This is a genomic window from Paenibacillus pasadenensis (assembly GCF_002864175.1).
In the GTDB taxonomy this organism is placed as follows: domain Bacteria; phylum Bacillota; class Bacilli; order Paenibacillales; family Paenibacillaceae; genus Paenibacillus_O; species Paenibacillus_O pasadenensis.
Map to the genome: position 1 here is coordinate 1,089,796 of NZ_NFEZ01000004.1, position 13,119 is coordinate 1,102,914.

General features: G+C 66.5%; 11 protein-coding genes. 5 read left to right on the top strand and 6 right to left on the bottom strand.

Features of this window, described 5'->3' with window-relative positions; all coding sequences use genetic code 11:
- Nucleotides 1-45 precede the first annotated feature (45 nt).
- Both B8V81_RS14315 and B8V81_RS14320 read right to left on the bottom strand, forming a co-directional pair.
- A complete protein-coding gene (locus tag B8V81_RS14315) occupies nucleotides 46-498 on the bottom strand; it encodes a DoxX family protein (RefSeq protein WP_244912765.1) in 453 nt (150 codons plus the stop codon).
- Nucleotides 499-528: 30 nt separating this feature from the next.
- Entirely contained in the window at nucleotides 529-1,500 is a 972-nt protein-coding gene (locus B8V81_RS14320) for an aldo/keto reductase (protein ID WP_101809415.1), read from the bottom strand.
- Between the two features lie 101 nt (nucleotides 1,501-1,601).
- On the opposite strand from B8V81_RS14320, the gene B8V81_RS14325 reads away from it, so the two are divergent.
- Nucleotides 1,602-2,240: a hypothetical protein gene (locus tag B8V81_RS14325; protein ID WP_101808586.1), complete on the top strand. Its 639-nt coding sequence runs from the start codon at nucleotides 1,602-1,604 to the stop codon at nucleotides 2,238-2,240.
- A 67-nt stretch (nucleotides 2,241-2,307) separates the two neighbouring features.
- On the opposite strand, the gene B8V81_RS14330 is transcribed toward B8V81_RS14325, so the two are convergent.
- Nucleotides 2,308-4,356: a hypothetical protein gene (locus tag B8V81_RS14330; RefSeq protein WP_180968449.1), complete on the bottom strand. Its 2,049-nt coding sequence runs from the start codon at nucleotides 4,354-4,356 to the stop codon at nucleotides 2,308-2,310.
- 553 nt (nucleotides 4,357-4,909) lie between these two features.
- Nucleotides 4,910-6,730, bottom strand: a complete 1,821-nt coding sequence (locus B8V81_RS14335) for a C40 family peptidase (RefSeq protein WP_101808588.1) — start codon at nucleotides 6,728-6,730, stop codon at nucleotides 4,910-4,912.
- 462 nt (nucleotides 6,731-7,192) lie between these two features.
- On the opposite strand from B8V81_RS14335, the gene B8V81_RS14340 reads away from it, so the two are divergent.
- The 4 genes from B8V81_RS14340 to B8V81_RS14355 are packed head-to-tail and all read left to right on the top strand — an operon-like array spanning nucleotide 7,193 to nucleotide 11,092.
- Nucleotides 7,193-8,371 carry an ABC transporter ATP-binding protein gene (locus tag B8V81_RS14340; protein WP_101808589.1) on the top strand — a complete coding sequence of 393 codons (1,179 nt, stop codon included), beginning with the start codon at nucleotides 7,193-7,195 and terminating at the stop codon, nucleotides 8,369-8,371.
- Nucleotides 8,371-9,174: an ABC transporter permease gene (locus tag B8V81_RS14345; protein WP_101808590.1), complete on the top strand. Its 804-nt coding sequence runs from the start codon at nucleotides 8,371-8,373 to the stop codon at nucleotides 9,172-9,174. Before B8V81_RS14340 ends, B8V81_RS14345 begins: the two co-directional genes overlap by 1 nt.
- On the top strand, nucleotides 9,171-10,019 hold the full coding sequence (locus B8V81_RS14350; protein ID WP_101808591.1) for an ABC transporter permease: 849 nt from the start codon (nucleotides 9,171-9,173) through the stop codon (nucleotides 10,017-10,019). The genes B8V81_RS14345 and B8V81_RS14350 overlap by 4 nt, the downstream gene beginning before the upstream one ends.
- Nucleotides 10,016-11,092, top strand: a complete 1,077-nt coding sequence (locus B8V81_RS14355; protein WP_101808592.1) for an ABC transporter substrate-binding protein — start codon at nucleotides 10,016-10,018, stop codon at nucleotides 11,090-11,092. Before B8V81_RS14350 ends, B8V81_RS14355 begins: the two co-directional genes overlap by 4 nt.
- A gap of 181 nt (nucleotides 11,093-11,273) precedes the next feature.
- Here B8V81_RS14355 and B8V81_RS14360 read toward each other — a convergent pair whose 3' ends face one another.
- On the bottom strand, nucleotides 11,274-11,993 hold the full coding sequence (locus B8V81_RS14360) for a GH12 family glycosyl hydrolase domain-containing protein (protein WP_101808593.1): 720 nt from the start codon (nucleotides 11,991-11,993) through the stop codon (nucleotides 11,274-11,276).
- A 337-nt stretch (nucleotides 11,994-12,330) separates the two neighbouring features.
- Nucleotides 12,331-12,906 carry a GbsR/MarR family transcriptional regulator gene (locus B8V81_RS14365; RefSeq protein WP_028598078.1) on the bottom strand — a complete coding sequence of 192 codons (576 nt, stop codon included), beginning with the start codon at nucleotides 12,904-12,906 and terminating at the stop codon, nucleotides 12,331-12,333.
- Between the last annotated feature and the right edge of the window lie 213 nt (nucleotides 12,907-13,119).

Sequence of the window (13,119 nt, forward strand, 5' to 3'; positions counted from 1 at the left end):
GTCAGGCGGACCGGGGCGCGCTCATGGCCAGCGGCCGCAGGGCGGTCAGCGGGCTTTGCGCGGCGGGCCTTTGAGCGACGTGTCGCGGGAAGGGTAGCGGGTGCACCAGAGCGCCCACCAGACGAGCAGCGGCTGGGCGGCGACGCGCAGCCAGAGCGCCGTCTTGGAGGCGCTGTCGCTGCCCGGAGCGGGAATGCCGCGCGCGGCGGCGTAGACGTTGGCGACGACGATCACGATCAGGTAAAGCGCGGCGAACAGGCCGGTCCAGCCGCGCGTCGCCGGCACGAGGACCAGCGCGGCGATGGCCAGCTCGAGAATGGCGGTCGCGTAGACGATCGGCAGCCGCAGCGGCACCCAGTCCGGCAGCATCGCCGCGAAGCCGTCCGGCTCGCGGAAGTGGTACAGGCAGGCCGCGACCATCAGCGCGGCGAACAGCAGCAGGCCGATCAGCCGCGGCCAGGTCGTCTGGAAATAGCGCAGGTCGGAAGCGGATGTCATGAGCTTCGATTCCTCCTCATCGGTGGCGCGTCAGATCCGGTAGCGGGCGAACGGCTCGCCGTAGCGGAACGGCCGGCTGATGCGCTCCAGCTCGTCCTGGATGGACGGCTCGAGCGCGAGCTCGAGGCTGCGCAGATTGGCCGTCAGCTGCTCGACGCTCGTCGCGCCGGCGATGACGGTCGAGACGGCAGGCTTGTCCATCAGCCAGCGGATCGACAGCGCGGCCGGCTCGCAGCCCGCCTCCTCGGCCAGCTCGGCGACATCCTGGCCGAGGCCGATGACGTCGCCTTTCAGGAAGCGGCCGAACGAGCCGTCCTTGTCGAGCCGCGAGCCGGGCGGGGCTTCCGCTCCGGCGGCGTATTTGCCCGTGAGGATGCCTCCCGCGAGCGGGAAGTAAGGGATGAGTCCGATGCCTTGGTCGAGGCAGAGCGGCACGAGTTCCAGCTCCGGCGTGCGGTCGGCGAGCGAGTAGCTCGTCTGGATGGAGACGTAGCGCTCCAGCTGCAGCCGGTCGCTGATGCCGAGCGCTTTCATCAGCTCCCACGCCTGATAGTTGGACGCGCCGATGTAGCGGACCTTGCCGGAGCGGACCATGTCCTCGAGCGTGCGCAGCGTCTCCTCCAGCGGCGTCTCGGGATCGAACGTATGGATCTGGTACAGGTCGACGTACTCGGTGCCGAGCCGGCGCAGGCTGCCCTCGAGCTCGGCTGTCAGATGCGCCCTCGACGCTCCGCGCTTGCCTGGCCCTTCGCCGCGCGGCAGGCCGGCCTTGGTCGTCAGTACGGCATCCGCGCGGCGGCCGGCGAGCGCCTTTCCGATGATCGTCTCGCTGAGCGTGCCCGCGTAGATGTTGGCCGTATCGAGGAAGGTGATGCCGGCGTCGAGCGCGGCGTGGACGATGCGGATGCTCTCCTCCTCGCCGGTCCGCTTGCCGAAGGCGTTCGTGCCGAGGCCGAGCGCGGAGACGGTCAGGCCGCTCGCGCCGAGCTTGCGGTACGTCATGGTCATGGGAACGTTCCTCCTCCTGATTCGAGGTGATGGATGATTTTCCAGCCTCCTATGCATACTACCGCTAGGAAACGACTGGAAGGGTGAAGCGAGCGATGTATTCCCGATTGAAGAAAAAGCTGCAGGAGCTGCTGCGAGGCAAGGCTCCGGGAGGGCTGCTGGCATGCCGGCTGGCGGCGCTGCCGGCGGTGCTGGCGGTCGCGGCGGCCGGCGCGCTGGCGGTTCCGGGCACGGCGCAGGCGGCGCCATTTCGGCTCGACCAGGATGTCGTGCCGGAGCAGAGCCAGGCGAGCGCGTCGGAGCTTGTCCGCCATGCGGACGGCATCGCCGTGGGGAGCTTCGGCGAGAGCGACCGCATGGTGCAGACCGGCCAGAGCGCCCCTCAGGGCAGGCTGGTCAACTTCGTGCAGAAGTTCACGGTCAAGCGCTGGATCAAAGGCGGCAGCAGCAACGAGCTGACGGTCGTCACGACCGGGATCGAGCCGCTGCCGCCGCCGTCGCAGCTGGAGGCCAACGAGCGCTATCCCGGCGCATGGGCGACGGGACCGGATTACCTGCTGTTCCTGCACAAGCTCGAAGGCACGGACAGCTATGTGCCGCTCGGGCTGCTGCAGGGCGTCTACCCGATTCAGGGCGGACGCACCGTCAGCCTGGAGGACAAGGGCTTTCCGCAGCTGAACGGCATCGCCGAGGCCGGCGTGCAGCAAGCCGTGGACCGATTGGCCGGCAGCTGATGCCGGACCGGCCTTTCCCCCGATTATAGCATATCCCGAGGCCTGAGAGCTGCCGGACGGCAGCTGCTTAGGCCTTTGGCTTTGGCCGGGCGGCGGGCCGCCTCAGCCGCGCCACCCGCGCCGACGGGGCGCCGCGGCCAGGGGGACGCAGCAGCGGCGCGCCCCTGCCCGAGGCGCAGGGCAAAAGCAGCGTGACGTCCGCGCTCGGAGCGCCGTGCGACGCGCCGAGCGCGGCGTCCGCCTCATGCCCCGCCGGCCCCGCGAGCAGCAGCAGCCGCTGTCCCGGCTCGAGCAGCAGCAGTCGCTGCAGCTCGGGCAAGCCGGACCAGCCGCGGCGGGCGAGCAGCACGGAGCCGGGAAGGCGGCAGCTTTCCGCGCCGTCCGCAGCGCCGTCCGGGATAGCCGGATCGACGGGGCTGGACGCGAGAGCCGGGGCGAGCGGGCCGCCCGGTGGCAGGAGCTCGGCAGCCGGAGGAACCGGGGGGGCCGGAGGGTGCGCGGAGGCTGGAGGTAACGCAGCGGCCGGAGGTAGAGGTGCAGCCGGAGGTAGCGCCGCGGCCGGGAGAATCGGGCCACTCGGTGGCAGGAGCTCGGCAGCCGAAGGAACCGAGGCGGCCGGAGGACGCGCGGAGGCTGAAGGTAACGCAGATGCCGGAGGTAGCGGTGCAGCCGGAGGTAGCGCCGCGGCTGGGAGAATCGGGCCACTCGGTGGCAGGAGCTCGGCAGCCGGATCAACCGGGGCGGCCGGAGGACGCGCGGAGGCTGAAGGTAACGCAGATGCCGGAGGTAGCGGTGCAGCCGGAGGTAGTGCTGCGGCTGGGAGAATCGGGCCACTCGGTGGCAGGAGCTCGGCAGCCGAAGGAACCGAGGCGGCCGGAGGTAGCGCCGCAGCCGGGAGAATCGGACCGCTCGGTGGCAGGAGCTCGGCAGCTGGAGGAACCGGGGCGGCCGGAGGAATCGGACCGCATGGAGCTTCGCAGCCGGGTGCCGGCTCCGGCGTCTGCGGGAGCAGAGCCGGCTGCCGCCGCAGTCCGCGTGCGAGCCAGCGCGCCGAGAGCGCGGTCAGGAACAGCCGGATGTCGCTTTGCAGCCGTTCGAGAGCGGCCTCTTCCGGTCGCGCCAGCGCAGCCGGATCGATGTCGATGCGCGCCCCGGATGCGGCCGGAGCCGGCTCTCCGCTGCCGAGCACGAGCACATAGTCGGCTGGCGCCTGCCGACCCTGAGCCGGCAGCTCGCGTGCAGTCGGAACGCCGCCCGGCAGAGCGCTTCCCTCGTCGGGAGCTGCTGCCGCAGGGAGGCCGGTTTGCGCGTTCGGCACTTCGCCCGGCAGGACGTTCCGGCCGCCGGGAAGCGACGTCACAGGGAGGACATTCTGCGCGGAACGGCCTCCCCCGGCAAGCGCGCTCCAGCCGCCGGGAGTCGCTGCCGCCGGGATGTCGGTCAGGGCGATGAGCTCTCCCAGCTCCGCCGCCGCTCCGGCATGAAGCACGCCGCCGCCGACGACGATCAGGGGCCTCCGAGCGCGCGCGAGTCCGTCCGCGATCCGGTCCAGCTGCTCGTCGCGGATCGGCGGCTCGGAGACGAGCCGTTCCATATAATCCTCGCTGTCCTCGTAGGCGGGCATGGAGAAGGGCGGGCGGCGCGAGCGTTCGCCGGCGAAGGAAGGAGCCAGCCGCACGAGCGCAGGACCCTTCCGGCCGTGCCGCGCCGCAAGGAAATAAGCTTTTTCCAGCGTGCTGCGGCAGTCGTCCTCCTGCCGCAGCAATGCGCTCGACTTGAAGCCCGAGCCGGACCGCGACGGCCTGCCGGCGCAGCCGGGCAGCAGCAGCAGCAGCGGCACGCTCGCGGCCGACAGCGCCCGGATCGAGGCCGCCTCGGCGCGGGACAGCTCTGCGCTTGTCCCGATCGCAGCCGCCGGGGAGCCGGAGGCGAGAGCATAGCCTTCCGCCGCGCTCAGCGCGGCCGCCAGGCTGGAGCAGCCGTGGACGGACAGGCCTGCCCGCCGGGCAGCCCCGGCCAGCTCGCGGACGAAGGATGAGTCCGACGCGCGGTCGCAGTAGATCTGACGCAGCCCTTTTTCCGCCCATATGGTCATGACGACGTCCGATCCGTTCATGTGCCGATCTTCCACTCCTTCCGCTCTATCTCTTACCATATGAACAGCCGCTGCAGTTGGAAAGGGACAACAGGCGGGGGGAGCGCGGAAAAAAACGGACTTGCAGGGGCGACTGCGCGCGAGAACCGGGCCGGAGCCGGGCGAACCAAGGCAGAAATATGCCTTGAATTCGGCCCTCCGGCCGGGAAGCGGGCGAACCAAGGCAGAAATGTGCCTTGGATCCGGCCCTACGACCGGGAAGCGGGCCAACCAAGGCAGAAATGTGCCTTGGATTCGGCCCTACGACCGGGAAGCGGGCGAACCAAGGCAGAAATGTGCCTTGGATCCGGCGCAGCCGTGGAATCCGGGCAAGCTGTCGACTGGATGTCCACGAACAAGGGAAAATGAAAAAACGAGACGAGCCGGAGCCTCGCTCCGCTGCGTCTCGTTCGTCTATCAAGGCATCGGCAGCCGTCGCTTCGCCAGGGAGCCGGCGGCCGCCAGCTGCCCCAGTTGCCGCTCGGGCTCCCAAGGCATCAGCTACCGTCGCTTCGCCGGCGAGCCGGCGAAGCCGCTACCAGGTGCGCGGACCGATCAGGTCGGCGAAGGTGGTCGTTTTCGGATACGACTTGGAGAGGCCGACGCCGCTGCGGTATTGGGCGCGCACGGAGACCAGCTCCGGCTTGGCGTAGAAGAAGAGGATCTTCTCGTCGCGGCGATCGGCGGGCTTGGCCGGCTTATCGTAGAGCAGGAACGCGGCCCAGGCGTCGGCGATGTCCTCCTGCGCCTGATAGGCGCTCGCGTCGCGGAAGAACAGCTTCGTATAGAGCGTCGTCATCGGCTTGCCGGCGCGCGCCGCGGAGGCGACCTCGGCCGGCCAGAACTTGCCGTAGTAGGCCGTCAGGAGCGAGTCCTTGCGAGCATAGAGCCACTGGCTGCTGCCGGCGGCGGGACCGGCGAAGGCGCCCCCGACCAGGCCGCCCGCGCCGCCGAGCGCGGACGAGGCGCCGCCGAGATGATCGAGCTGCGAGCCGGCGGGACCTTGCTGCGTGACGAGCTTGCCGAGCTCGCGCGCGAGCGACCAGCGCGTCTTCTGCACCGCTCCCGGCGTCAGATCCGACGGGTCGAGCACGAGCCGCACGCTTCCTTTGGCAAGCGTCTCCACCCGGGACAGGCCGCCGCGATGGACGTCCAGCCGCAGCTCCTTGACGAGAGCGAGATACGCCTTCGGATACGCGGCCTGCACCTGCTTCCACAGCTGCTCCGCGGCGGCGCGCTGGGAAAGCGTGACGGAGTAGCCGCTCTCGTTTTTCAGCTTCAGCTCTCCGTTGGCCGCGACAGTGTACAGGCCGGCGGGGATGGAGGAGCCGTACAGATCGCTGCCCTTGATGCCGATCCGGCTCCGCGCGTCGGCAGGGAGCGCCTCGACCTCGTCGATGATCTCCTCATGCGCGGCGAGCATCGCCGGGTACAGCCCTTGCTCGTACTGCTGGAAGGCGAGCTCGGCCTTGTCCGCCAGCCGGTTGTAGGCGGAGGCGTCCAGCACGGGCTTGGCCTTGTCCAGGAACCGGGATACGGAGTCGAAATAGGCGTTCTCCCGCATCGCGGCGCGCGTCTGATCGGGGCCGGCCAGTCCGTTGCTGGAGCCGCTGCCAGCGCCCGTCCCAGATCCTGTGCCTGTGCCCGAGCCTGCGCCCGAGCCTGCGCCCGAGCCTGCGCCCGTCCCAGATCCTGTGCCAGCGCCCGTCCCTGTGCCGACGCCCGAGCCTGCGCTCGTGCCCGATCCGCCTCCGGCGGATGGCGCCTTCTCCGTCATGCGGCGTGCGCCGGCATACCGCTCCTGCCAGTAGGCGGAGGCGAGCGACGAGCGCTTGACGCCGTCGACGGTGGCGGAGACGAATTCCTTGTTGCCGATGTAGATGCCGGCGAAGGAGACGGCCGCGCCGCTGCGGAAAAAGACGGCGTCCCCGGGCAGCAGCAGGCTTTGCCCGCCTACCGGCGCGCCGTTCTCGAACTGCGCGGCGACCGTGCGGGGCAGCTGGACCTCGGCGGCGGAGAAGCGATAGATGTACTGCAGGAAGCCGGAAGCGTCGAAGCCGGCGGGCGAAGCGCCGCCGTACTGATAGGGGGTGCCGACGTAGTCGAGCGCATAGTCGGCGATCGCGCCGCCGAGCGCCTGAGGGGTTCCCCGCTCCGAGAAAGGCGCGTCGGCTTCGGCGGACAGGGAAGAGGGCGCGCCTGCGCCGGCCATGCCGGCGAGCACTCGAGCGGAGGCGGCATCGGCGTAAGGGGAGCCGGATGGGGATGGGAGGCTGGCTCCGGCGGGGGCTGCGGCTCCCGCTCCTGCCGCTGCGATCAGGGCAAAGGCGGTGCCGGTCTGGATCAAACGTCGCATGAACTCACTCCTGGTCTCGTCATGATGTAAGGGGGCCTAAAGGGCCGGATCAACCTGAATTATAACAGGATGTCGAATTCTGTTAATCGGACTTGCGTCACGATAGTTGCGTCATTTCGATTTTCATCTATCCCCTTCGAAAGTCCCTGTCCGCTCTTCTTATCCCGATAGATCGGGGCCGAGAGGGCCGGCGACGGCAAAAAATCAAACGCCGGACGGTCCGGGCTGGGCCTTGCGGCCTGCGGCGGAAGGCTCCGGTCGGCACCAGCGGAAGGCTCCGGTCGGCCCCAGCGGAAGGCTCCGGTCGGCCCCGGCGTCCCGCCGGAGGAGTCGCATCTGGCGGAAAAACGTCCCAGAGCGCGCCGTTTGGGGTATAATGGGGCATGATCAAGCCTGTCCCGCAGCGGCTCGCAAAGCCGGGCGGACAGACGCACAGGCGCTGAACAGGAGGGAAGCTGCGGCATGGAGCAGGTACCGGTCATTTCGTTCCGGGGAGTAACCAAGCAATACGAGGACGGCGTTCCCGTGCTGAACGACGTATCCTTCGACATCGAGAGGGGCAAGTTCTACACCCTGCTCGGCCCGTCGGGCTGCGGCAAGACGACGATCCTCCGCCTCATCGCGGGCTTTATGGAGCCGACGAGCGGCGAAATCCGCATGGACGGCAAGCTCATCAACGACCTGCCCGCGAACAAGCGGCAGGTCAATACGGTGTTTCAGGACTACGCGCTGTTTCCTCATCTGAACGTGTTCGACAACGTCGCCTTCGGCCTGCGCATCCGCAAGCTCAAGAAGGACGAGATCGAGCGCAAGGTCGAGGAGGCGCTGCGCTTCGTCAACCTGGAGGGCTACGGCAAGCGGGAGATCCGCGAGATGTCCGGCGGCCAGCGCCAGCGCGTGGCGATCGCCCGCGCGATCGTCAACGAGCCGAAGCTGCTGCTGCTCGACGAGCCGCTGTCGGCGCTCGACCTCAAGCTGCGCACGGAGATGCAGTACGAGCTGCGCGAGCTGCAGCGCCGCCTCGGCATCACGTTCATCTTCGTCACGCATGACCAGGAGGAGGCGCTGGCGATGTCGGACGAGATTTTTGTGCTCAACAAAGGCATCATCGAGCAAAGCGGCACGCCGACCGACATCTACGACGAGCCGATCAACCGCTTCGTCGCGGACTTCATCGGCGAGTCCAACATCGTGCCGGGGCGCATGCTCGACGACTACCGCGTCGAGTTCGCCGGCAAGGAGTTCGAATGCGTCGACCGCGGCCTGCGGCGCGGCGAGCCGGTCGAGATCGTCATCCGCCCGGAGGATCTGGAGATGACGGCGGCGGGAGCGGGCAAGCTGGCCGCGACCGTCGACACGCAGCTGTTCCGCGGCGTGCACTACGAGATCATCTGCATGGACGACTCCGGCAACGAGTGGATGGTCCACTCGACCCGCAAGGCGGTCGTCGGCGAGGCGATCGGGCTGGACTTCGACCCGGAGGCGATCCACGTCATGCGCTTCGGCGAGTCGGAGGAGGACTTCGACCGCCGCCTCGAGGGCTATGAGGAAGCGGAGAATGCCGAGGAAGCCGCGCTGCGGCGCGAGCTTGGCGAAGGGCCGCCGATCGTCGAGACCGGCCGCCCGGGAGGGAACAGCTAGTGTCCGTCCGCAGCCGCAACCTTTTCCTCGTGCCGTACACGCTGTGGATCGTGCTGTTCGTCGCGGCGCCGATCGCGCTCATCGCGTACCGCTCGCTGTTCGACGTGGAGGGCGCGCTGACGCTCGACAACTACGCGCGCTTCTTCACCCCGGTGTACCTGCGGATGACGCTCAGCTCGTTCTGGTACGCGCTGCTGATCACGCTGTTCTCGCTGCTCGTCGCCTATCCGGCGGCATGGGCGCTGACGCGCGCCAAGCACAAGCAGCTGTGGCTGCTGCTCATCATCCTGCCGACATGGATCAACCTGCTGCTCAAGGTGTATGCGTTTCTCGGCATCTTCGGCACGTACGGCTCGGTCAACCAGCTGCTTGAGCTCGTCGGCATCGGCACGCAGCAGATTCTGTTCACCGACTTCAGCTTCGTGTTCGTCTCGGTGTACATCTTCATCCCGTTCATGATCCTGCCGATCTTCAATGCGCTCGAGGAGCTCAATCCGTCGCTCGTGTTCGCCGCGCGCGATCTCGGCGCCTCGGCGTGGACGACGTTCGCCAAGGTCGTGTTCCCGCTGACGATCGACGGGGTGAAGGCCGGCTGCCAGGCGGTGTTCATCCCGGCGCTGTCGCTGTTCATGATTACGCGCCTCGTCGCCGGCAACCGCGTCATTACGCTCGGCACGGCGATCGAGCAGCATTTCCTCGTCACCCAGGACTGGGGCATGGGCTCGACGATCGCGGTGTTCCTCATCCTCGTCATGGTGGCGATCATGTTCGCGGCCGGACAGCGCAAGGGGGTGATCCGATGAGCGAGAGCAGGCGCTGGCGCTGGTCCAACCTGTATCTGATCGCGGTGTTCGCGATCATGTACGCGCCGATCTTCTATCTGATGGCCTATTCGTTCAACAGCGGCGGCACGATGCACGGCTACGACGGCTTCACGCTCGACTGGTACCGCGAGGTGTTCGCCGATACGCGGCTGCTCATCATCGTGCTGAACACGCTCGTCATCGCCCTGCTGTCCGGGCTGCTGTCGACCGTGCTCGGCGTGCTCGGCGCGCTGGCGATCCACGAGGCGCGCCGCCGCCGGACGAAAAACACTTTGCTCAGCTTCAACAACGTGCTGATCGTCAGCCCCGACGTCATCATCGGCGCGTCGTTCCTGATCCTGTTCACGATGATCGGCATCCGCCTCGGCTTCGTGTCGGTGCTGCTCGCGCACATCGCCTTCAGCGTGCCGATCGTCGTGCTGATGGTGCTGCCCAAGCTGCAGGAGATGAGCCCGACGCTCATCGACGCGGCGCGCGATCTCGGCGCGAGCCGCTGGCAGGTGCTGACCGGCGTCGTGCTGCCGTTCATCAAGCCCGGCATCTTCGCCGGCTTCTTCATGGCGCTGACGTATTCGCTCGACGACTTCGCCGTCACGTTTTTCGTGACGGGCAACGGCTTCTCCACGCTGTCGGTGGAGATCTACTCGCGGGCGCGGCAGGGCATCTCGCTGTCGATCAACGCCTTGTCGACGCTCATCTTCCTGTTCACGATGCTGCTGGTGGCGGGGTACTACTTCCTCACGCGGCGCAGCGGCACGGGCGCGCAGGCGGCGGCCGGCCGCGGCGGCGCGGCGCGTGGAGCGGCCAAGGAGGGAACGCCATGAAAAGCCTGATCCGCTCGTTCGCGGCGATCCTCGTCGTCGCGCTCGGCTGCCTGTATCTCACGTCCTGGCTGAACTCCAGCCAGGGCTACTCGGGCGCCAATACGCTGACCATCTACAACTGGGGCGACTACATCGACCCCGAGCTGCTCGAGGAGTTCCAGAAGGAGACGGGCATCACCGTCATCTACCAGACGTTCGACTCCAACGAGGCGATGATGACCAAGATCCAACAGGGCGGCACGACGTACGACGTGGCGATGCCTTCGGAGTACGCGATCGACAAGATGAAGCAGGAGGGGCTGCTGCTGCCGATTGACCATGCCAAGCTGCCGAACCTGAAGCATATCGACGAGCGCTTCCTCGACCTGCGCTTCGATCCGGGCAACGGCTATTCCGTCCCGTACTTCTGGGGCACGGTCGGCATCGTCTACAATCCGGAGCTCGTGCCGGACGGGCTCGTGTTCGACAGCTGGGACGATCTGTGGGACCCGCGCCTGGGCAACGGACTCATGCTCGTCGACGGCGCGCGCGAGGTGATCGGCTTCGGCCTCAACAGCCTCGGCTACTCGCTCAACGATACGAACGAAGCCCATCTGCAGGAGGCGCTGGCCAAGCTGCAGAAGCTGACGCCCAACGTCAAGGCGATCGTCGGCGACGAGATCAAGATGCTGCTGGCGAACGAGGAAGCTACTGCCGGCGTCGTCTGGTCGGGCGACGCGGCCGAGATCATGGACGAGAACGACAAGCTGGACTACGTGATTCCGAAGGAAGGCTCCAACGTCTGGTTCGACAACATGGTCATCCCGCGCACGGCCCGCAACCTGGACGGCGCGTACCGGTTCATGGACTTCATGCTCGAGCCCGAGCATGCCGCGCGCAACGCGGAGTACGTCGGCTACTCGACGCCGAACAAGGACGCGGTGCCGCTGCTGCCGGAGGAGATCCGCTCCGACGAGCGCTTTTATCCGCCGCCGCAGCTGACGAGCCGGCTCGAGGTGTACGACAACCTCGGCAAGCGCATGCTGTCGCATTACAACGAGCTGTTCCTCGAGTTCAAGATGCATCGCAAATGAACCGCCCGAAGCCGCCGCTTCCCTTGCCGGGAAGCGGCATGGAAAAAGGGGCTGTCCGCAAGGCCGATTCGATTCGGCCTCGTGGGACAGCCCCTTTTTTCAGGGATGGAACGGATGACGGCGCACCGGCGGCGGCGCAGAGAGCGGCTCCGCCGGTGCGCTCGTCCGATCCGGCTGCGGCTTACGAGAAGCTGACGGAGTAGCTGTTCGTCGTGAACGTGGCGTTCGGCGCGGAGGTGATTTCGTAGCCGAACTGCACGCTGTTTACGATCTCGTTGCCCATCCAGCCCTTGGACTTGCACCAGTTCAGGATGGCGAGCACGTCGACCGTGCCGGAGTTCGTATTGCTCGTGCGGACGAAGGAGAACACGTCATTGGAGCCGTTGCTGCCCTTGTACACGTTCCACGTATGGCCGCCGACGCTCACGTTCGTGAAGTTCGCGACCGGATTGCCGTTTGAATCCCAGGAGCCGGCGATCGGACCGACGGCGCCCTGCTTGTTCATCCACAGCATGATCTCATGCGCGTTGTTGCCGCTCCAGATGTCGTAGGCGGCGACGAAGCTCGAGCCGCTCGATGGCACGGTGACGTTGAAGGAGCTCTTGAGGCTGGACAGCGCCGCCAGCTGCGTGTTGATCGGCCGAGTGCTGTTCGGGTACGACTTGATGCCGCCCGTGTTCGGATGGTTGGCGGTCACGCCCCATTTGCTGTACGAGTCGGCCCAGATCGTCTGCGTGCCGGCGCCGCTGCCCCAGATGTTGTTGTAGACGGTGTAGCCGCCGTTCGACCAGCTGCCCCATTGGGCCGAGCTTGTCCAGACGGCGGCGAAGGCGGTGGCGGACAGCAGCAGCGAGCCGATCAGCACGCTGAGGAAGGCGGTCATGCGCGTTGTTTTTTTCATTACGTTCATCTCCTTTGATTTACGATTCGGGTTGAGAGGCCGGGCAAGGCCGGCAGCGGCGGGCTGCGGTCCTCCTTTCGCTTGTGGATTGGCGCTCGGCGCTTCTTATTGGAAGCGCTATCATGAGGGCGCATCTGCATTTTAGCATGAAGGAAGGAATAGGAAATACCCGCAAAAATAGACGAAAAATCCCATTTAAATTAGAGGTCGGAAGGCGAAAAAAGGCATGCCGAAAAGCGGGGACGGAAGCTTCCTTCCGTTCCCGCTCTCGTTCGCGCAGGCTCAAGGCTCGGGACGAGCCGCTGCCCGCGCGGGGCTTGTCCGTCCGCGCCATGCCTCAGTCGGAGTCCGGCTCCTTGGGCACATGCTCGTAGATGCCGCCGGATTCCAGCAAGTCGATGACCCGGTCCAGCCACAAGTAATAGGCGATCGCCTGGCCGATCTTGTCGAGATCGCCGGCCACGGCCGCCCGCACCGGCTCGGCTGTCTCCGCGGACGCTCCTTCGGCAAGCTTGACGAGCTCGTTCTGCGAGCGCCGCAGCGCCGTCAGGTTCATCTCCACCGCTTTCCGCCATTTCAAGACGAAAAAGTCCGCGAACGTCTGATGCCAGTCCCGCTCGACCTCGTACAGGTCCTTGCGCGAGCCCTTTTCCCACACCTTGTTGACCATATTCAAATCGACCAGCGTCCGGATGCCCGTGCTCATGCTGGTCTTGCTCATCTCCATCGCCTGTCCCATCTCGTCGAGATTCATCGGCTTGTCCTGGAAAAACATGAGGCCGTACAGCAGCCCGGTCGATTGCGTGATCCCGTACAGATCCATGTTCTTGCCGATGGACTCGATCACCCGCTTGCGGGCTTTGTGGATCGCCTGCTCCTGATCTGGCTCCAGTCCGGCAAATTTGTCGTTCATCTTGTCCGCTCCTTCATCGCCTTCTCGGCTGACAAAATAATTGTATGAGACAAATTCCCCAAAGTAAAGCGACGCGATGGGGAGGATCGGTAAGGAAACGGGAGGATATGGGAGATATACTTTGTACAGTAAAAACCGTACATACGAAATATACGGAATTAACGGTTGACGGTTTCGGGTTTCATTCGCTAGACTGGTTCGAGTGAATGCCCG